Annotated in this window: 18 protein-coding genes and 1 tRNA gene; 6 read left to right on the top strand and 13 right to left on the bottom strand. The window is 61.5% G+C overall.

Features of this window, described 5'->3' with window-relative positions; genetic code table 11:
• Nucleotides 1-22 precede the first annotated feature (22 nt).
• The 3 genes from selD to ACZ41T_RS16515 all read left to right on the top strand — a co-directional run bounded on the left by selD (nucleotide 23) and on the right by ACZ41T_RS16515 (nucleotide 3,569).
• Nucleotides 23-1,093, top strand: coding sequence for a selenide, water dikinase SelD (gene selD, locus ACZ41T_RS16525; protein WP_464922432.1), 1,071 nt, complete (start codon nucleotides 23-25; stop codon nucleotides 1,091-1,093).
• Nucleotides 1,094-2,041 carry an L-histidine N(alpha)-methyltransferase gene (gene egtD / locus ACZ41T_RS16520; RefSeq protein ID WP_464922431.1) on the top strand — a complete coding sequence of 316 codons (948 nt, stop codon included), beginning with the start codon at nucleotides 1,094-1,096 and terminating at the stop codon, nucleotides 2,039-2,041.
• Nucleotides 2,042-2,105: 64 nt separating this feature from the next.
• On the top strand, nucleotides 2,106-3,569 hold the full coding sequence (locus ACZ41T_RS16515) for a protein adenylyltransferase SelO (RefSeq protein WP_464922430.1): 1,464 nt from the start codon (nucleotides 2,106-2,108) through the stop codon (nucleotides 3,567-3,569).
• 96 nt (nucleotides 3,570-3,665) lie between these two features.
• On the opposite strand, the gene ACZ41T_RS16510 is transcribed toward ACZ41T_RS16515, so the two are convergent.
• The 9 genes from ACZ41T_RS16510 to ACZ41T_RS16470 all read right to left on the bottom strand — a co-directional run bounded on the left by ACZ41T_RS16510 (nucleotide 3,666) and on the right by ACZ41T_RS16470 (nucleotide 11,788).
• Nucleotides 3,666-4,046, bottom strand: a complete 381-nt coding sequence (locus ACZ41T_RS16510) for a hypothetical protein (RefSeq protein ID WP_464922429.1) — start codon at nucleotides 4,044-4,046, stop codon at nucleotides 3,666-3,668.
• A gap of 20 nt (nucleotides 4,047-4,066) precedes the next feature.
• Nucleotides 4,067-5,158 (bottom strand): 4Fe-4S dicluster domain-containing protein, encoded by a 1,092-nt coding sequence (locus ACZ41T_RS16505; RefSeq protein WP_464922428.1) that lies wholly within the window; start codon nucleotides 5,156-5,158, stop codon nucleotides 4,067-4,069.
• A 3-nt stretch (nucleotides 5,159-5,161) separates the two neighbouring features.
• Entirely contained in the window at nucleotides 5,162-5,614 is a 453-nt protein-coding gene (locus ACZ41T_RS16500; protein WP_464922427.1) for a rhodanese-like domain-containing protein, read from the bottom strand.
• A complete protein-coding gene (locus ACZ41T_RS16495; protein WP_464922426.1) occupies nucleotides 5,611-6,303 on the bottom strand; it encodes a hypothetical protein in 693 nt (230 codons plus the stop codon). Before ACZ41T_RS16495 ends, ACZ41T_RS16500 begins: the two co-directional genes overlap by 4 nt.
• Entirely contained in the window at nucleotides 6,300-6,701 is a 402-nt protein-coding gene (locus tag ACZ41T_RS16490) for a DUF309 domain-containing protein (protein ID WP_464922425.1), read from the bottom strand. The genes ACZ41T_RS16495 and ACZ41T_RS16490 overlap by 4 nt, the downstream gene beginning before the upstream one ends.
• Entirely contained in the window at nucleotides 6,698-7,435 is a 738-nt protein-coding gene (locus tag ACZ41T_RS16485; RefSeq protein WP_464922424.1) for a TorD/DmsD family molecular chaperone, read from the bottom strand. Before ACZ41T_RS16485 ends, ACZ41T_RS16490 begins: the two co-directional genes overlap by 4 nt.
• 111 nt (nucleotides 7,436-7,546) lie before the next feature.
• Nucleotides 7,547-10,195 carry a molybdopterin-dependent oxidoreductase gene (locus ACZ41T_RS16480; RefSeq protein WP_464922423.1) on the bottom strand — a complete coding sequence of 883 codons (2,649 nt, stop codon included), beginning with the start codon at nucleotides 10,193-10,195 and terminating at the stop codon, nucleotides 7,547-7,549.
• A gap of 18 nt (nucleotides 10,196-10,213) precedes the next feature.
• The gene (nrfD, locus tag ACZ41T_RS16475) at nucleotides 10,214-11,071 is read right to left on the bottom strand and encodes an NrfD/PsrC family molybdoenzyme membrane anchor subunit (protein WP_464922422.1); all 858 of its coding nucleotides are present in this window, start codon (nucleotides 11,069-11,071) and stop codon (nucleotides 10,214-10,216) included.
• A 9-nt stretch (nucleotides 11,072-11,080) separates the two neighbouring features.
• On the bottom strand, nucleotides 11,081-11,788 hold the full coding sequence (locus ACZ41T_RS16470; RefSeq protein ID WP_464922421.1) for a 4Fe-4S dicluster domain-containing protein: 708 nt from the start codon (nucleotides 11,786-11,788) through the stop codon (nucleotides 11,081-11,083).
• A 288-nt stretch (nucleotides 11,789-12,076) separates the two neighbouring features.
• Between ACZ41T_RS16470 and ACZ41T_RS16465 the strand changes: the two genes are divergently transcribed.
• The 3 genes from ACZ41T_RS16465 to ACZ41T_RS16455 are packed head-to-tail and all read left to right on the top strand — an operon-like array spanning nucleotide 12,077 to nucleotide 15,677.
• A complete protein-coding gene (locus ACZ41T_RS16465) occupies nucleotides 12,077-12,910 on the top strand; it encodes a substrate-binding domain-containing protein (protein WP_464922420.1) in 834 nt (277 codons plus the stop codon).
• Nucleotides 12,907-14,355: a sensor histidine kinase gene (locus ACZ41T_RS16460; RefSeq protein WP_464922419.1), complete on the top strand. Its 1,449-nt coding sequence runs from the start codon at nucleotides 12,907-12,909 to the stop codon at nucleotides 14,353-14,355. Before ACZ41T_RS16465 ends, ACZ41T_RS16460 begins: the two co-directional genes overlap by 4 nt.
• The gene (locus ACZ41T_RS16455; RefSeq protein ID WP_464922418.1) at nucleotides 14,352-15,677 is read left to right on the top strand and encodes a sigma-54-dependent transcriptional regulator; all 1,326 of its coding nucleotides are present in this window, start codon (nucleotides 14,352-14,354) and stop codon (nucleotides 15,675-15,677) included. The genes ACZ41T_RS16460 and ACZ41T_RS16455 overlap by 4 nt, the downstream gene beginning before the upstream one ends.
• Nucleotides 15,678-15,856: 179 nt before the next feature.
• Here ACZ41T_RS16455 and ACZ41T_RS16450 read toward each other — a convergent pair whose 3' ends face one another.
• From ACZ41T_RS16450 to ACZ41T_RS16435, 4 genes are all read right to left on the bottom strand, one after another.
• Nucleotides 15,857-16,441, bottom strand: coding sequence for a superoxide dismutase (locus ACZ41T_RS16450; protein ID WP_464922417.1), 585 nt, complete (start codon nucleotides 16,439-16,441; stop codon nucleotides 15,857-15,859).
• A 138-nt stretch (nucleotides 16,442-16,579) separates the two neighbouring features.
• Nucleotides 16,580-16,656: transfer RNA gene (locus ACZ41T_RS16445), tRNA-Pro, on the bottom strand.
• Between the two features lie 47 nt (nucleotides 16,657-16,703).
• Nucleotides 16,704-17,069, bottom strand: coding sequence for a MerR family transcriptional regulator (locus ACZ41T_RS16440; RefSeq protein WP_464922416.1), 366 nt, complete (start codon nucleotides 17,067-17,069; stop codon nucleotides 16,704-16,706).
• Nucleotides 17,047-17,358 carry an integration host factor subunit alpha gene (locus ACZ41T_RS16435; RefSeq protein WP_464922415.1) on the bottom strand — a complete coding sequence of 104 codons (312 nt, stop codon included), beginning with the start codon at nucleotides 17,356-17,358 and terminating at the stop codon, nucleotides 17,047-17,049. Before ACZ41T_RS16435 ends, ACZ41T_RS16440 begins: the two co-directional genes overlap by 23 nt.
• Nucleotides 17,359-17,417: the final 59 nt, after the last annotated feature.

The following is a 17,417-nucleotide window of genomic DNA, read 5'->3' as shown; positions in this document are numbered from 1 at the left end:
CCCTCGACTACGAATTCTGATTATGAACGATACCCTTCTCACGCCACCCATTCGCCTGACCCAGTTTTCCCACGGCGGCGGCTGCGGCTGCAAGATCGCGCCTTCGGTGTTGCGCGATATCCTGTCCGACACGCCCTTCGCATCGCATCTGGCAGCAACCTATCCCGACCTCCTGGTCGGGATCGAGCACGGCGACGACGCCGCCGTCTACCGGCTGAACGACGAGCAGGCGATCGTGGCGACCACCGACTTCTTCATGCCCATCGTCGACGACCCCTACGAATTCGGCCGCATCGCCGCCACCAATGCGCTATCCGACGTCTATGCCATGGGCGGGCGGCCGCTGTTCGCCCTGGCCATCGTCGGCATGCCGATCGGCAAGCTGCCTAACAGCGTCATCCGGCAGATCCTCGCCGGCGGCGAGGCTGTCTGCAAACAGGCCGGGATTCCCATCGCCGGCGGCCATTCCATCGACGCGCCGGAACCGATCTACGGCCTGGTCGGCATCGGCGTGGTCGATCCGCGCAAGGTCAAGCAGAACAGCGGCGGCCAGGCCGGCGACCTGCTGATCCTCGGCAAGCCGCTGGGCGTCGGCATCTACAGTGCGGCGCTGAAAAAGGACCTGCTGAGCGCCGACCAGTACGCGGCGATGATCGCCGCCACCACCCAGCTCAATACCGCGGGTGCCGACCTCGCCGCAATCGACGGCGTGCACGCGATGACCGACATCACCGGCTTCGGCCTGCTCGGCCACCTGCTCGAAATCACCCGCGCGTCGATGCTGGCGGCACGCGTTGAATTGGCGCGTCTGCCGCTCTTTCCGGGCGTCGCCGAACTGGCCCAGGGCGGCCACATCACCGGCGCCAGCGAACGCAACTGGGCGAGCTACGGCAGCGAAGTGAATCTGCCCGATGGCATCGCCGACTGGCAGCGTGCCCTCTTGACCGATCCGCAAACCAGCGGCGGCCTCTTGGTGAGCTGTGCGACCGAATCAAGGGATGCCGTGCTTGAAATTTTCCACCGGCACGGCTTTATGCAGGCGACGGAAATCGGCCGGCTGGATGCCGGCAGCCAGATTTCAATCGAGGCTTGAATGTCTTTTACCTTCAAGGATTTTCCCGCCGACCGCGACGACCTGCGCGCCGACGTTCTGAACGGTCTGGCGGCCAGCCCCAAATCGATTCCGCCGAAATATTTCTACGATGAAGCGGGCTGTCGCCTGTTCGAAGCGATCTGCGCCCAGCCCGAATATGCGCTCACCCGCACCGAACGGGCGCTGATGGCTTCCTGCTTGCCCGACATCGCCACTGCCATCGGCCCGGTGGACTGCATCGTCGAGCCAGGCGCTGGAGACTGCGCCAAGGTGCGCCTGCTGCTCGACGCGCTGCATCCCGCGCACCTCGTCGCGATGGACATTGCCGGCGCCCCCCTGGCAACCGCGGCGGAAGCTCTTTCCCGCGACCACCCGGATCTTGCCGTCACCGCGCTGGGGATGGATTTCGTCCATGACCTGGAAGCGGCGGCGTCCCATCTGCCATCCGGCCGGCGGCTCGTCTACTATCCCGGATCCAGCATCGGCAACTTCCCACCCGACGCGGCGACTGCCCTGCTAACCCGCTTTCGCCAGCTGGCCGGCGCGGAAGGCCAACTGCTCATCGGCTTTGACCTCAAGAAGGACCCGCAGCGGTTGCATCGCGCCTACAACGACGCTGCCGGCATCACTGCCGCCTTCAACCTCAACCTGCTCGAACGGCTGAACCGCGAGCTGGGCGCCGACTTCGATCCGTCCCGATTCAGCCACTACGCGTTCTACAACCCGGTGGCTGGCCGCATCGAGATGCACCTGGTGAGCCTCGCCGAGCAGGACGTGAGCGTCGCGGGCCGGCGCTTCCATTTTGTCCTGGGCGAAACGCTGCACACCGAGCATTCCTACAAGTTCCGCCGCGACGAATTCAGCGCACTTGCGAACAGCACCGGCTGGCAGCTGGCCGGCGAATGGGAGCACGACGGGTTCGCGGTCCAGCTGCATCGTTATCGTTAGAAGCTGCCATTAACCCTGCCGCCGCACGGGTCGCGCAAGGCTTGCGCGGCCTTAAAATCGGCCCATGTCCAGCCTTGAATCGCTCACCTTCGACAACGGCTTCGCCCGCCTGCCGGAAGCCTATTATTCGCGCGTCTGCCCGACCCCCCTTCCCGACCCCTATCTGGTCTGCTACAGCCCGCAAGCGCTGGCGCTGCTCGACCTCGACGAAAGCGAAATCACCCGCCCCGAACTGATCCAGACGCTGGCCGGCAACCAGCTGCTGCCGGGCATGGACGCAATCGCCGCGCTGTACGCCGGGCACCAGTTCGGCCATTACGTGCCGCAGCTGGGTGACGGCCGCGCGATCCTGCTGGGCGAAGTGAAGAATGCCGTCGGCGAAGGTTGGGAAGTGCAGCTGAAGGGTGCCGGCCGCACCCCCTACTCGCGCGGCGGCGACGGCCGTGCGGTGCTGCGCTCGAGTATCCGCGAGTTTCTGTGTTCCGAAGCGATGCATGCACTCGGTATTCCGACCACCCGCGCCCTCGCCATCGTCGGCAGCGACCGCCCGGTCTACCGCGAGGAAGAGGAAACCGCCGCGCTGGTCACAAGACTGGCGCCGAGCTTCGTGCGCTTCGGTTCGTTCGAGGTGTTCTACTACCGCAACCAGATCGAGTCGATCAAGCACCTGGCCGATTACGTCATCGCGCGTTACTACCCCGAGCTGACGACGCTGGCCGATCCCTACCCCGAGTTCCTGCGCCAGGTCGCACTGCGCACCGCCGAGCTGATGGCGCAGTGGCAGGCGGTTGGCTTCTCACACGGGGTGATGAATACCGACAACATGTCCATCCTCGGCCTCACGCTCGACTATGGTCCGTTCGGCTTTCTCGACGCCTTCGACCCCGGCTATATCTGCAACCATTCCGACAGCAGCGGGCGCTACGCCTTCGACCAGCAGCCCGACGTCGCGGCATGGAACCTCACCAAGCTGGCCCAGACGCTGGTGCCGCTGATGTCGGTGGAAGCCGCATCCAGTGCGATCGGCGAGTATCCGCAGGCGTTCGGCCGCGCCTACCTCGAGCGCATGGCTGCCAAGTTCGGTCTGCCGCCGGGCGACGAAACGGCCTCGCTCGTGATGGACGCGCTGCAGCTGCTGGCGCAGAACCACGTCGATTACACGATTTTCCTGCGCCGCCTGTGCGACTTCGACATTGGGGAAAATTCTCCCAACACGCTGCGCGACCTCTTCCTCGACCGCGCGGCCTTCGATGCCTGGGCGGCGCGCTACGCCGCCGCGCTGCGCCAGCAGGGTTCGCTCGACGCCGAGCGCTGCAAGGCGATGCGTGCGGTCAACCCCAAATACATCCTGCGCAACCATCTGGCCGAAATCGCCATCCGCCGCGCGACAGACGAGCGCGATTACAGCGAGATCAAACGCCTGCACGCGCTGCTCACACGGCCGTTCGACGAACAGCCGGAATACGAGCCCTACGCCGCCGAGCCGCCTGACTGGGCGAGGAAGATTGAGGTAAGCTGCTCCTCGTGAACCGCACCGCTGCCCTGCTCGCCGCCTGCGCCGGACAGTCCATTCAGCGCCGCAACGGCAGCAGCAGCGTGAAATGCATCACTGGCGATTGAGCATTCAGGATGCCGACTGCTCCTGATGCCATGCCACTTGTGCCACTGCGTCACCCACAGAAAGCCCTTCTTCCACACCATCCATGATCATCCGCTGCAGGATGGCACCCAGCATTTCCACATTGGCCTTGCCATGCTCCCTCAAGGCGCGCAGGAACATCACGGTATTGATATCCTGGAAACGTTCCTCGAACTCGTCGTAGTCCTTGCCCGTGGCAAGCCAGTAGCAGAGATCGTATGCCAGACGAAAAAGAGGCTCCAGTTGTTCATTGCCAAGGCCCGGTATGTTCAACGCCACTTCCTGCATCAGGTCATGCCGGAATTTGTCCAGACCGTAATCGATTTCGCCCTTCACCACTTGCTGCGGTGTGAATTCCCATTCCATGCTTGTTTCCTTCCAGATGGCTATCCGAACAGCGAAGTAAAATCTGCGTCATCCCCCTCGCAGATCGGGCAGATTTCCTCCGGCGCGGGCGAGATGAAAAAGCGGTCGCAGCGGGTGCATCGCTGTTTGCCCAAGGTATGCAGGGTCACCGGTTCGGGCAACCTGGCAAGGTTTTTCATCTCGTCCTTGAAATACAGCACATCGGGCTGACACACCTCGACGCATACGCCGCAGCCGACGCAGCGCGTGAATTCGAAGCCCAGTTGCCAGGCCGTGGCACCCTCCCTGATCTGCAGCGCGCCGGTAGGACAGGCGCGGGCACAGGCCTCGCAGGCGGTGCAGCCGGGCCGGATGCCGATCTGCGCTGCGAGCAGGGCGGCATGGACGGGCAAGGTCGCAGGGGGGGGCTGTGGCACGTTGAACAGGATTTGCAGCAATTCCCGTCCGGCGGTGGAAAACGGCGCGGCGAAGCGGATCGCCTTGAGGGGAACAGGAGAGGCCTCGCTTGCTGAAACCGGGCGCGACAACTGGTCGGCACCGCGACCGACGAAGCGGCGAAACAGGTGGCGGCGGGAGGAATTGTGTCCGCCCTTGTCCGGTTCGGCTGCGCTTGCGTCAGGTACGGCTATTGCGGCCCACTTGTCGTTACCGGCAACGTGTCGCAGGCTTTCGGCCGCTTCCAGGTTGAGGCCCAGCATCGCTTCCCCGCGCGCACCATGGGCACATTCTGCGCAATGCTGCGTGCCGGCCAGCGTGACCGCGATGCCGCGGCTGGCGAGATAGGCCAGCATCGCCGCGTCCAGGGCGCCCAGGCAGGGGACGATCTCGTCCCCCCTGGATTCGGAAGGCGCGCAGGCGAAAGTAACTTCGGGCCGCTTGGCGGCGCGCTTCAGCACCTCGATGCGCGGCAGGTTGTCCGCCAGCAGCGCTTCGGTGGGACAGGCGGCGGCGCACAGCGCGCAGTTCCGGCAAGCCGCAGCGCTGATTTTGATGCCCTCGTCGTTCAGCTCAACCGCTTCGTGAGGGCAGGCGTCGGCACAGCGGCTGCACCCGCTGTAGCGGTAGCGAAAACGGGTGCAGCGGCTGGTGCGGTATTCGGGCTGACTCAGCATCAATTACTTGTACTCATGCAAAGCCTGCCCCTGCTCGCAGGTATTGCTGGGGATGGTGAAATTCTGCGGCATGAGGATTTCCGGCCCGGCCGAGGATGCCTCGCCACCCGACTGCACCTGCTTCAATATGGCGTAACCGCCTTTCACGGCGAATACGTCCTGCCCGCTGTTTTTGGCAATGACTTGTGCAACTTCCAGTGCCTGCCGGTCGTTGTTGCCCACCACCACTGCGAATCCGCCCGGCTTGGGCTTGACGCCTTCCTTGTAGATCACGGCAAAAGGAATCGGCTGCTGTTTGCGCCGCCCTTCTTCGCGCGCATCGATGACACAGCAGGGCTGGCCCTTTTTCAGCACTTCCGCAAGCTGGGGGCCGTCCAGCAGCTCTGCCCGTGCGGCCCACACCGGCGCCGACAAGACACATGCCAGGACAACCACGAATCTTCCCGGCCAGTTCATGCCACGACCTCCATCGCTGGTTCCAGTGCCCGGCTCAAGGCCAGCATCGCTGCTTCATCGTAATGTGCGCTATTGGGAATGGCCAGGTTTCTGGCCTGGCCAAATTGAATCCAGGGAAGCAGGTCCGCCTCCGGATTTGCCAGCGGCGTCAGCCACAGACAGGCGCCGCACTGCTCCACCAACTCGGCGCACAGGTTGAGGTCGGTGTCGTCGACGATGTCCGCCCCGAGCAGCACCAGCGAAGCGCCGCGTTCAAGCATCTGCCCGAGCCACCAGCCGGCATCGGTGCCACTGCGGCTGCCATCGCTTTTCAGCACTTCCCAGGCTGGCTTGCCATAGGAGGGTGTCACGCAGCTGAAATCGGCGTTGGAATGAATGTCCAGCGTCCAACTGACCTCCACGCGTTGCGCAGGCACCCATACCCCCACGCGATTGCCGCCAAATTCCCGGCTCATGGCCTCGATCAGACTGCCGTCAAGCAAGGCGGCCTCGCCCGCCAGCACCCGCTCGGCGCCCCGCGCCAGCAGTTCGCGCGCGCGCTCCAGGCCGGCACCGCGCAGCACGACCGAAACGCGGGACAGGTCCTCGGGCAGGTCATCGCCGTCAAACAAAAAAACAGGCTCGGCAAACGGGCCGTCTTCTGGCTTGGCCCAGCGGCGCAGGATGATTTCCGGCATGGCTTGCGTCATCGATTCATCACCCGGTGTTCAAATTTTTTGAAAACAAAAGGCTGCAGGGGACAGTCTGCCTCATGGTCCAATCCAGCCAGCAACGGCCTCAGGATATTGAGCGTTTCCAGGACGGGGCCGAGCGCCACCCCGCGATAAACCGGAACAAATTGCGGCAACAGGGTCAGGGCGTCATCGGCAAGCAGCGCCGCGCCGTCCTGATTATGGTTCTGGGTGAAATGAAAGGCCAGTGCCGCGAACGCCAGCCCCTGCAGGAACCGGGCATCCGGATCTTCGTGCTCGTCCGGCCGGGACTGGATCAGGTGATTCCAGCGTTCGCCCAGCCAGTCGTGGACGGCGCCGAAGTTATTGGCGTTCCACAACAGTTCCAGTTCATCCCAGGCGAATTCATGATTCATGCGGCAACCCGGTTCTCTTGCTTGCCATGTTCGCAGCCGCCGCATACAGGCTCGTCGGGATTGAACAACACATCGATTTCACTTTTCGGCACCACTTCCCGGCCGCCGTCCACATCGTCGACCTTCACCTTCAGCAGGGCCAGTTCGGCCTCGGCAAAATCGCGCAACAGGCGTGCGATTTCACGGTAGAAGGAATGCTCCGTCACCCGCTCCAGTAGCGTCGCGTAGCCGCGCACCCAACGGCCGAGGTGGGTGGCCCAGAAACGCTTGATTTCCTTTTCCAGCCGCCAGGCCGCTGCCTTGTCGCCCTGTTCCAGTGCGGCCGCCTGGTTTTCCAGCAGCACGGCCACGAAAGTCAGTTCGACCCCGAGCTGGTCCTCGAATACGGCAAATCTACCCTGTTGCAGCTCGAATCCGCAACGCTGGTATATGGCCTTCACCTCATGGAAGGGTTCCTGCTGTAAACGCCCGGTAAGGCGCGACGACTCCACCGGCGGGCAGCCGCCGGAGGTGGTGAAAAGGGTGGCGTATTCGCACGCCAGAACATCCTGAAGCGTGTCCAGGGGACTATCGGTCACATCCGCGTCGAACGCCAGACCCAATTCAGCCAGCGCTTCCGGCGCACGCAGGGCCGCCAGATAATCGCACCCCGGCTCTTCGACGAAAGCGCCCGCCAGCAACTGGTAGTAGCCGGCGCGGGCGCGCAATTCCAGAGGGGACAGGCTATCTTCCATGGGTTCAACTGAAACTGCATTCTGATTCTGCATGGCAATCCTCTCAAAAAACCCGGTCATGAAGAAGGGAAGGACTTCATGACCGGGGCACTGCACTGGCTCAGGTATGGATCAATGGCCGCCTCCGCCTCCCTTGGGCTTGACGCTTTCCGGCCCGCCCCAGTCCGCCATTTCCGGATGCATCGTGCGGTGGAGATCGCCGGTGTAGGCGTAGCGCATGGTTTCCTTGAAGGCTTCCACGTGCTTCTCCCACGAGGCCTTGACGTCGCCGTACTTGTCGTTCGGACCGGCTTTGGTCACCTTGACCACCGTGTCGTACCAGCCCTGCGAGCCGCCGATGGGATCTACCACCACGGGGATGATGGCATTGGGATGAACCCCCTTGTCTTCCCACCACACGTTGTTCAGATCCGGGTCGTCCGCCGCTCCCCATGCACCGGCTTTCTCGCTCTTCAGCTTGAGCTGGGCCAGCCTGCCGTAGGCCCAGTGCCCGAATGAAGTCGGGATGGCCACCACCTTGGGATGAATGCCCTCGAACACGTAGGCCTTGGTGACCAGGTAACCAACCTTGCTTTCCACCCGCACCAGGTCGCCGGTTTTCACGCCCAGCTTCTTGCCGGTTTCGGTGTTCATCCACACCGGATTGTCATGGGCGATCTCGGCCAGCCATTTCACCGACGCGGTACGGGATTGCACGTGTACATTGAGCTTGTAGGTGGTGAGGACCAGCTCGTCGTCCTTCATTTCCTTATGCCAGGGGATCTGCTTGAAGGTGGGCATGGGGTTGAAACCAAAGTCAGCCCACTCGTCCACGCGCACGTTGATGATCCGGTCGTGGGTGGGAAAGCCGGTGTAGTTCTTGCCCTTGCGCTGGACGCCGATGGCTTTGCCGTTTTTGACGATGGTGCCGTTCTTTTCCACCACGGCACCGGCCATGTCGGCGGCATACAACTCCTTCTTGTGCAGGCCGTATTCCGGCTGGATTTCGCGCCCGGTCTTGTCCACGATCTTGCCGGTGGCCGGATCAAGCTTGCCATAAATCGGCCATACCCCGTGCTTCTTGAGGAAATCCAGCCCGCCAGCCTCTTTCAGGCCCGGGACACTGTCGAAATGGTGGCGCATGTAGTCCTCGCCATCCTTGAAGTTCCAGTATTGTTTCATGCCGCGCTTGCCGTCCGGGTCCAGCTTGTGAATGATGTCGCGCATGATGATGCGGGTTTCACGGGTCTCGCCTAACGGCTTGATCACCGGTTGGCGAATGCCCAGCCATGGCCACAGGGAGTTGGGCATGGACTCCGGTTCCCATCGCTCGAGGTACATGCAGTCGGGCAGGATAATGTCGGCCAGCTCCGTTTCCTCGCCCATCACCGCGCTCATGGAAACATAGAACGGAATCAGCTTCTCGTCGCGGAACAGCTTGCCCCACACTGCCTGGGCGCCGGGGTTGGTGTATACCGGGTTGTCCATGTATGTGAAATAGACGTTGATCTTCTGCTTGCCCTCCGCGATCCAGAACGGCACCAGATGAGCCACCTTGTGCCCGGCCAGGGGGTAATCCGGGTGATCGGACATCCACGAAGGCTTGGCCGGATTGGGCGGTTCTGGCTGCGGCTGGGGCCAGCCCATGCCGCGCGGCATGCAGTAGCCGCCGCGCACCTCGATGTTGCCGGTCATGATCGGCAACATCATGCACGCCTTCTCGTTGTAGGAACCGTACAAGTGCTTGGCCGGGCCGCGGTAGGTGTAGGTGGTGGCCGGCTTGGTGGTGGCGAATTCGTGCGCGATGCGCTCGATCGTTGCTACCGGCACACCGGACAGCTTGGAGGCCCATTCCGGGGTGTACTGCCGGTAATGTTCCTTCAGTTCATCCACTGTGACGTTGGTCCAGGTTTCTATGAAGTCACTGTCCTGCAGATTGTCGCGCAGGATGACGTGGCCGATGGCCAATGCCACTGCCCCGTCAGTGCCGGGGAAGACTGGAATCCACTCATCGGAACGTCCAGCGGTATTGGACAGACGTACATCGAAGGTCACCAATTTGGCCTTGTTCTCCGCCATGCCATCGGCCACGCGCTGGGCGTAGGGGTTGTGGAAATATGACGCCTCCATGATGTTGGAGCCGAAGTTGAGGATGTACTTGGCGTTGGCGAAATCCGGCGTTTCAATGTCCGGGCCCCAGGTCGGCTCCATGCCGATTTTCTTGGAAGACTCGCACACCGAGGTATGGTTCATGATTGTGGCCGAACCCAGCGTCTTGACGAATCGGCTGATAGCGCCACCCGTGCGGTCGCGACCGTACTTCAGCATGATTGTGTTGGGGTCTTCCTTGAGCGCCGCATCCAGCTTCTGGGCGATTTCGGTCAGCGCCTCGTCCCAGGTGATGCGCTTCCACTTGCCTTCGCCGCGGGCTCCAACGCGCTTCAAGGGATAGAGAATGCGGTCCGGATTGTAGGTGTACCACATGCCGGAATTGCCTTTGGCACACAGCCTGCCGCGCGTGGAAACGTGCTCCGGGTTGCCTTCCAGCTTGACGATACGGCCGTTCTCTACGTAGGCCAAGGCGCCGTCCTGAATGTTGCAGACGTGGCAGGTAATGGGAATCGCCTTGCGTTCGGCGAAATTCACCGGGTTGAAATCCCTGCCGCCCAGATCCGTTTCCATTGCCCTGAGCAGCCTGGGGGAAGCCGCGGCAGCGGCCGTGGTCGCAGCGCTTGCCTGGAGAAAGGTGCGGCGCGAAATCTTGAAATTCAACATGTCCATTTTCTGGTCTCCCGATCTTTAGAAATAGGTCTGAACGATCTGGCCGCCGACCAGGATGGAATAGCGCAACGCCATTCCGCCCACCAGCAGCAGCAGGGCTGCGAGCATCACGCCGCCCTGCTGGCGTCCGAAGGGCGCGAGCAGGAGCAGGATGGGCGCGGCGGTGCCGAGCAGGATGCCGATGCCGATAAAAATCATGCCGAGCGTGCCGCTGGTCATGAACATGAAGGTCAGCTCCTCGCCGGTGCCGCCGTAAGCCGTGGTGCCGAGCATCGAGATCAGCATCACGCCCACTGCTGCTGCCGACCACAACATGAAGCTGCGCAGCATGACGAGCAGTTTTTCGTTTGCTCCTGCCAGGAAAGACGCCACCGCCGCGCCCGATACCAGCGACAGGGCGACAAACAGGATGGGCATCAGCGGCGTGTTCCATACCGGCCGGTTCTGATGCACGGTAAGGTCGAAGCCGGTGTAGATCGGTAGCCCCAAGGCCAGCAGCGAACCCACTACCGCGAGCTTGCGGCTCAGGCCCTCGTCGTTCTTGCGCATCATGAAGAAATAGGCCACCGACACCGCGCCAAACGCAACTAGGTTGAGACCACCCCAGGCCAGCGGCGAGGTGAAATTGAGATAGGCCGGATTCATGATGTTCAGGAAACGCGCCGGTTTCGACAAATCGCCGATCAGCAGCAAGCCGCTCACCGCCAGCAGCACGAACGAGAGATAGAACGCGCTGGCACGCAGGGTCCTGAACTCCGCTCGATACCAGGACAGCGTGGACATGAAGAACAGCGCCGCCGAAATGCCGATGGTGAAGAAGTAGATCGAATAGGTACTCGACCACGGCATGTGATGGAAAATATTATAGTCACCCATGATTCGCTCCTATCCCTGATGGTTCTTGTTGAAGGCCTTGCGGTCCTGTTCCAGCACCTCGGGCGGGTCGTAAACCGCGCGGCCAAACTCGGAATTATTGCGGTCCAGGCCGATGTAGAACACATGCGGCTTGGTGCCTTCCTCGGGGCGCAACACCTGGGTCGGCAGGGTGGACACCAGATGCGACACTTCGCTCGCGGGATCGTTGAGGTCGCCAAAAATGCGCGCCCGGCCGATGCAGGTCTGCACGCAGGCCGGTGTCAGCCCCTGGGTTACCCGGTGGTGGCAGAAGGTGCATTTGTCCACCACGCTGGTGATGTCGGTGTAGGTACGGCTCTTGGGCAGCATGAAGCGCGCGTTGTAGGGGCAGGACGCCATGCAGGCCTTGCAGCCGATGCAGCGTTCATAGCGCTGGAGCACGAAGCCGCCGTCTTCCACGACATACGTGGCGCCTACCGGACAGGCACGCACGCAGGGTGGATCTTCGCAGTGATTGCACAGGCGCGGCATGAAATGCTTGCGCACATTGGGATACGTGCCCACCACCCTGTAGGGCACCCAGGTTCTGAATACCCCGAGCGGGACGTCGAATTCGGCCTTGCACGCGACCATGCAGGCATCGCAGCCGATGCAGCGGCGCAGGTCGATCACCATGGCGTACCTTTTCTTAACAGGCTCGCCACGGGTTTCGCTGGAAGACAAGCGCATTTCGCTCATGGTTGTTGGTCTCCTCCTAAATTCCATTTCCGACCCGCCTCGATGCACTGGTAACTACTGGCGGGCAGCCATAACCCTGTTCAAACTCGGGTTGTTAATTCATAAAGCAGCATCCATGCCAGAAAATAACTCATTGTTTAATCGATATATTTTGAATAGGGAGCGCAAACACCGTTACCTGATGGTTACAAATCATGAATTCCGGTATTACCATTTGGTAAACATCGGCAACAAGCAACCAATCCAGACGGAGAATGAAACGTGTCGAGAAGGCGGTTTTGTACAGCATTGGCCCTGTGCGGGCTGGCACCCGGCGCATTCGCGGCAGCGCTTGCCGGCGAAGCGCCTGCATTGCGGATTGGCCTGACCCCCGTTTTTCTCGACGACCAGTCCACTTTCCTGGAGGCCTGGCGCGTTTACCTGACCGAGCATCTGCAACGGCCGGTGGTTTTCGTGCAGCGCGGCAGCTACCGCGAGATTGTCGACCTGCTCAGCCAGGACCAGCTCGACGCGGCATGGCTATGCGGTTCGCCGTACGTGCGTCATGAACGGCGCCTCAGGCTTCTGGCCGTGCCGTTGTTCCAGGGCAAGCCGCTGTACCGCTCCTATCTCATCGTTCCTGCCGGCGACACGCACACCAAGTCCCTGCTCGACCTGCGCGGCAAGGTCTTCGCCTACTCCGACCCCGATTCCAATTCCGGTTTTCTCTATACCCAGTTCGCACTGGCGCAGATCAGGGAGCGTTCCGAGGTCTTCTTTGCGCGCACTTTCTACACCTGGTCGCATCGCAAGGTGGTTGACGCGGTTGCCGTCGAACTGGCCCAGGGCGGCGCAGTGGACGGTTATGTCTGGGAAACCCTGCAACGCTCCCATCCGCAGCTCACAGCCAGAACCCGGGTCGTGGCGCAATCGCCCGAGTTTGGTTTTCCGCCCTTTGTCGCCCGCGCCACCCTTTCCGATAGCGATTTTGCGGCACTGCGGCAAGCCCTGATCGATATGCGCGACAACGATGAGGGGCGGAAATTACTGCGCCAGCTCAACCTGGACGGTTTCACGCCGGGTGAGCGCAAGCTGTTTGATGGCATCGCACGCATGGTTAAGGAAGTGGCAAACCGGCCATGAAGCATTTCCTGCGCGATCTCAGCCTGCGCTACAAGATTCCCTTGCGGGTACTCATGCTCGCCAGCATCACCGCCATTCTGGTGGCCGCTTCCATCCTGTTTCGGGTGTATGACGAAACCCGCAACGATCTGCTGCGTCACGCCGAAAGCATGGGCCGGGTGCTGGCCAACACCCTGGTCGGCCCCATCACCCATGACGATGTCTGGCGCGCGTATGAAATCATCAACTCACCTTTCCAGGGGGAAAGCCAGGAGCAGACCCAGATTGCGGAAACCATCCTGGTGCTGGACACACGGGGCCAGGTTTATGTTTCCACCCGCCCCACCCAGTACCCCATGCTGTCGGACCCAGGACGGCTTGATCCTGAATATGCCGCAATCAGCAATCTGGCGACGGACCGAAACGATGTGAAACCAAGCGTCGTTGACCCGCCCGATTCCAGCAGGCTGTTCGTCATCATTCCCATCACCGCCGAAGGGACGCGCCTGGGAACCCTGGTCATGGGTTTCTCCAAGAGTCTGTTCATCCCCCGCTTCGTCGGCATCGCCCAGCGCGCCGCCCTGATGACCCTGCTGGCCTTGGCGATGCTGCTGCCCGTCGCCTGGTACTGGGGCCATCGCATGGCTAAACCGCTGGTCCGACTGGCAGGATGCATGGACCAGATCGGGCCCAGCGTACCGGAAAACCTGCACTGCGATCTGTTCGAATCGCATGACGAAATCGGTCGTGCCGGGGCGTCCTTCAAACGCATGCTGAAGGAGCTCAAGGAAAAGGAGCAACTGGAACAGGAAATCATGGCAAGCGAACGGCTGGCGGCGGTGGGGCGGCTTTCCGCCGGCATCGCCCACGAAATCAACAACCCCCTGGGCGGCATGCTTAACGCCATCAGCACCTTCAAACGGCACGGATCGGACGATCCGCGCACGCTCAAAACACTGGCTTTGCTGGAACGCGGCCTGACCCAGATCAAGGATACGGTCGCCGCCCTCCTGGTGGAAACCAAAGTGGAGAACCATCCACTGTCGCGCCGCGACATCGAGGACACACGTACCCTGGTGGCTGCGGAAGCGGCCGAAAAAAAACTTGAACTGACATGGGAAAACGACATTACGGAAGATCTGCCGCTGCCTTCCACCCTGGTGCGCCAGATTCTCCTCAATCTGCTGCTCAACGCCATCCGTGCCGCGAACACGCGGGTCGAGTGCCAAGTTTACCGTGACAGCCGCAGTTTCACCCTGCTGGTAAAAAACGATGGCGCCCACATCGAGGATGAAGACATGGCCTACCTGTTTGAGCCTTTTTCGCGTTTGAGCCACAACGGCCACGGCCTGGGTCTGTGGGTCACCTACCAGATCGCACGCCAGTTGAATGGCGGCATCGTGGTGGAAAGCGAGCCCGGCGAAACCCGTTTCGCCGTCACTCTGCCCTTGCAGAAAGTACCATGAGCACCCCAATCACACCTTCCCTGTGCCTGATCGAGGACGACGAGATCATGGGCGAATCGCTGCTAGACCGCTTCGAGCTGGAAGGCTACACGGTGGACTGGCACCGCACCGCCCAGTCGGCCCTGGCAGCGGTTGGGCGCAAGGATTACGCGGCAGTGGTGAGCGACATCCGCCTGCCCGACGGCAGCGGCGAGGAAATCTTCATTCGGCTGCTGGAGCGCGGCAGCAGCCTGCCGCCGTTTCTCTTCATCACCGGCCACGGCTCGATCGACCGTGCCGTGGCGCTGCTCAAGCTGGGGGCTGCGGACTACATCACCAAGCCCTTCGATCTCGACCGGCTGGTGGAAAAGGTGGGCGCGTTATGTGGCAACCGCTTCTCCCCCTGCGAAAAGGATAGTTGCCGCCTGGGCATCTCGCCCGCTATGCGCCGGATCGCGCAGACTCTGCCCCGGCTCGCCCAGCACGCGCCCACCATTCTCGTCACAGGAGAGTCGGGCGTGGGCAAGGAAGTGATCGCCCACGAAATCCACCGTCTCGACCCCAAAAACAAGGAACGCCCTTTTGTCGCCGTCAATTGCGGGGCGGTCAGCGAATCGCTGCTCGAAGCGGAACTGTTCGGCCACGAAAAAGGGGCGTTCACCGGGGCGATCCGCGCGCGCAAAGGGGTGTTCGAACAGGCCGATGGCGGCACGCTGTTTCTCGACGAAATCGGCGACACCCCGCTGGCCATGCAGGTCAAACTGCTGCGCGCCGTCCAGGAGCGCAGGATCGTGCGCGTCGGCGGCAGTAATGAAATTGCCGTCAACTTGCGATTGATCTGCGCCACCCACCGCGACCTGCGCAAGATGGTGGAAGAAGGCGCTTTTCGCGAAGATCTCTACTACCGCATCCACGTCATTCAAACCAAGATACCGCCACTACGCGAGCGACGCGAAGACATCCTGTGGTTCGCCCACCGCTTCCTGGAGGAGCAGGCTGCCAAGGGAGAACGCAAGCAGCTTTCCCGCGCCGGCGAGGAAGCCTTGCTCGCCCACGCCTGGCCCGGCAACGTGCGGGAACTACGACACGCCATCGAGCGCGCCTCGATTCTCACCCCCGGACCGCTGCTGGAGCCTGAAGCCCTGTTCGAGCATGGTGAACAGCCGGTCCCTGCAGACAACCGGGAACTCGGCAGCTACCTGCAAGGCTGCGAAGAACGTTACATCCGCGATTCCCTGGCGCGCAATGACGGCCACCTCGGACGCACAGCAGAAAGTCTTGGCATCAGCCGCAAGAATTTGTGGGAGAAGATGAAAAAGCTCGAAATTTCTTCTTCTGACTAGCAGCCTGTCGGGATTGATCCGACTGGCTGCCAGCCCGAGTCCGCCATACCAGGAACACGCCATGTTTGCCGCTAAATAAAGTTTATTAAACCGTTTAAAACTTTATTATCAACAGGGCGCACCAAAAACAAAACCGGGGCTTGCGCCCCGGTTTCATATATGACTTGACCCGATAAAACTCAGGCGAAATTCGCTTCGGCGAACTTCCAGTTCGTCAGATTGTTAAGAAAGGTCTCGACGAACTTGGGACGCGCGTTGCGGTAGTCGATGTAGTAAGCGTGTTCCCACACGTCCACGCACAGCAGGGCCTTGTCGCCGGTGGTCAGTGGGGTGCCGGCGGGGCCCATGTTGACGATGTCGACTGAGCCGTCGGCCTTTTTCACCAGCCAGGTCCAGCCGGAACCGAAGTTACCCACGGCGCTGGTCTGGAAGGCCTTCTTGAATTCGTCCAGCGAGCCCCACTTCTTGTCGATCGCGTCGGCCAGTGCGCCGGAGGGCGCGCCACCGCCGTTGGGCGACAGGCAGTTCCAGAAGAAGGTGTGGTTCCACACCTGCGCGGCGTTGTTGTAGACGCCGCCGGCGGGAGCGGTCTTGACGATGTCCTCGAGCGACTTGCTCTCGAACTCGGTGCCCTTGATCAGGTTGTTGAGGTTGGTCACATAAGCCTGATGGTGCTTGCTGTAGTGGTATTCGAAGGTTTCCTGGGACATGTGCGGTGCGAGCGCATCCATGGCAAAGGGCAGTGCGGGCAAGGTGTGTTCCATAACTCTCTCCTGATATTGAACAGACAGTAAATGATAGGCTGTTTTTCGGGCGCTGCAGTCCGATGTCGGCACCAGCGCCGTCAGCCGGGCGCACAAGAAAAAGGGCCGGTGCAATCCGGCCCTGACTCTCTTGTTTTTTGGTCGGGACGAGAGGATTTGAACCTCCGACCACTTGACCCCCAGTCAAGTGCGCTACCAGGCTGCGCTACGCCCCGATGAAGCCGGTAATTCTAACAGATGAGCCGCATCCGGCGGAAGCCGGTCACCCCAATATTTTCAGGATGGCGATGATTTCGGCACGCAGTTTGCCAATATCCAGCGCACTTGAAGCCGGCGCGAGCGCGGCCTCGGATGTGGTTTCGGGATCGTGCTCCAGGCGTTGCCGTGCGCCGCTGATGGTGAACCCCTCGTCGTACAGCAATTCCCGGATGCGGCGGATCAGCAGCACCTCGTGGTGCTGGTAGTAACGCCGGTTGCCGCGCCGCTTGACCGGGCGCAACTGGGTGAATTCCTGTTCCCAGTAACGCAGCACATGCGCCTTGACGGCGCACAGCTCCGACACTTCACCGATGGTGAAATAGCGTTTTGCCGGAATCGGCGGAAGTTCACTCCTCGCTGGGCGTTCCAATTTCGGCGCCTTCGACCTGTGACTTGAGTTTCTGGCTGGCGTGGAAGGTCACCACGCGACGCGCGGAAATCGGCATTTCTTCGCCGGTTTTGGGATTGCGGCCGGGCCGCTGCGGTTTCTCGCGACACTGAAAATTACCGAAACCGGACAGTTTGACGATGTCGCCCTTTTCGAGGGACAAGCGAATCTCGTCAAAAAACGACTCGACGACGTCCTTCGCCTCGCGTTTGTTCAAACCCACTTTTTCGAACAGAAGTTCGGCCAGATCAGCTTTGGTAAGGGTGGTCATGGTCGTTGGTCGTTGTTGCAGAATTTGGCTGGTGGAAAATCGCGTCACGCACGCGTCAG

This window comes from Thiobacillus thiophilus, from assembly GCF_055378705.1.
Note: the sequence above shows the minus strand (reverse complement) of the source record. Positions and strands in the feature narration are given on the sequence as shown.

Coding starts and splice junctions, on each gene's coding strand:
- ACZ41T_RS16495 (WP_464922426.1), bottom strand. CDS start 6,303: ATGACGCAAGCCATGCCGGAAATCATCCTGCGCCGCTGGGCCAAGCCA.
- ACZ41T_RS16455 (WP_464922418.1), top strand. CDS start 14,352: ATGAGCACCCCAATCACACCTTCCCTGTGCCTGATCGAGGACGACGAG.
- egtD (WP_464922431.1), top strand. CDS start 1,094: ATGTCTTTTACCTTCAAGGATTTTCCCGCCGACCGCGACGACCTGCGC.
- selD (WP_464922432.1), top strand. CDS start 23: ATGAACGATACCCTTCTCACGCCACCCATTCGCCTGACCCAGTTTTCC.
- ACZ41T_RS16450 (WP_464922417.1), bottom strand. CDS start 16,441: ATGGAACACACCTTGCCCGCACTGCCCTTTGCCATGGATGCGCTCGCA.
- nrfD (WP_464922422.1), bottom strand. CDS start 11,071: ATGGGTGACTATAATATTTTCCATCACATGCCGTGGTCGAGTACCTAT.
- ACZ41T_RS16480 (WP_464922423.1), bottom strand. CDS start 10,195: ATGGACATGTTGAATTTCAAGATTTCGCGCCGCACCTTTCTCCAGGCA.
- ACZ41T_RS16490 (WP_464922425.1), bottom strand. CDS start 6,701: ATGAATCATGAATTCGCCTGGGATGAACTGGAACTGTTGTGGAACGCC.
- ACZ41T_RS16510 (WP_464922429.1), bottom strand. CDS start 4,046: ATGGAATGGGAATTCACACCGCAGCAAGTGGTGAAGGGCGAAATCGAT.
- ACZ41T_RS16460 (WP_464922419.1), top strand. CDS start 12,907: ATGAAGCATTTCCTGCGCGATCTCAGCCTGCGCTACAAGATTCCCTTG.
- ACZ41T_RS16515 (WP_464922430.1), top strand. CDS start 2,106: ATGTCCAGCCTTGAATCGCTCACCTTCGACAACGGCTTCGCCCGCCTG.
- ACZ41T_RS16435 (WP_464922415.1), bottom strand. CDS start 17,358: ATGACCACCCTTACCAAAGCTGATCTGGCCGAACTTCTGTTCGAAAAA.
- ACZ41T_RS16470 (WP_464922421.1), bottom strand. CDS start 11,788: ATGAGCGAAATGCGCTTGTCTTCCAGCGAAACCCGTGGCGAGCCTGTT.
- ACZ41T_RS16485 (WP_464922424.1), bottom strand. CDS start 7,435: ATGGAAGATAGCCTGTCCCCTCTGGAATTGCGCGCCCGCGCCGGCTAC.
- ACZ41T_RS16505 (WP_464922428.1), bottom strand. CDS start 5,158: ATGCTGAGTCAGCCCGAATACCGCACCAGCCGCTGCACCCGTTTTCGC.
- ACZ41T_RS16500 (WP_464922427.1), bottom strand. CDS start 5,614: ATGAACTGGCCGGGAAGATTCGTGGTTGTCCTGGCATGTGTCTTGTCG.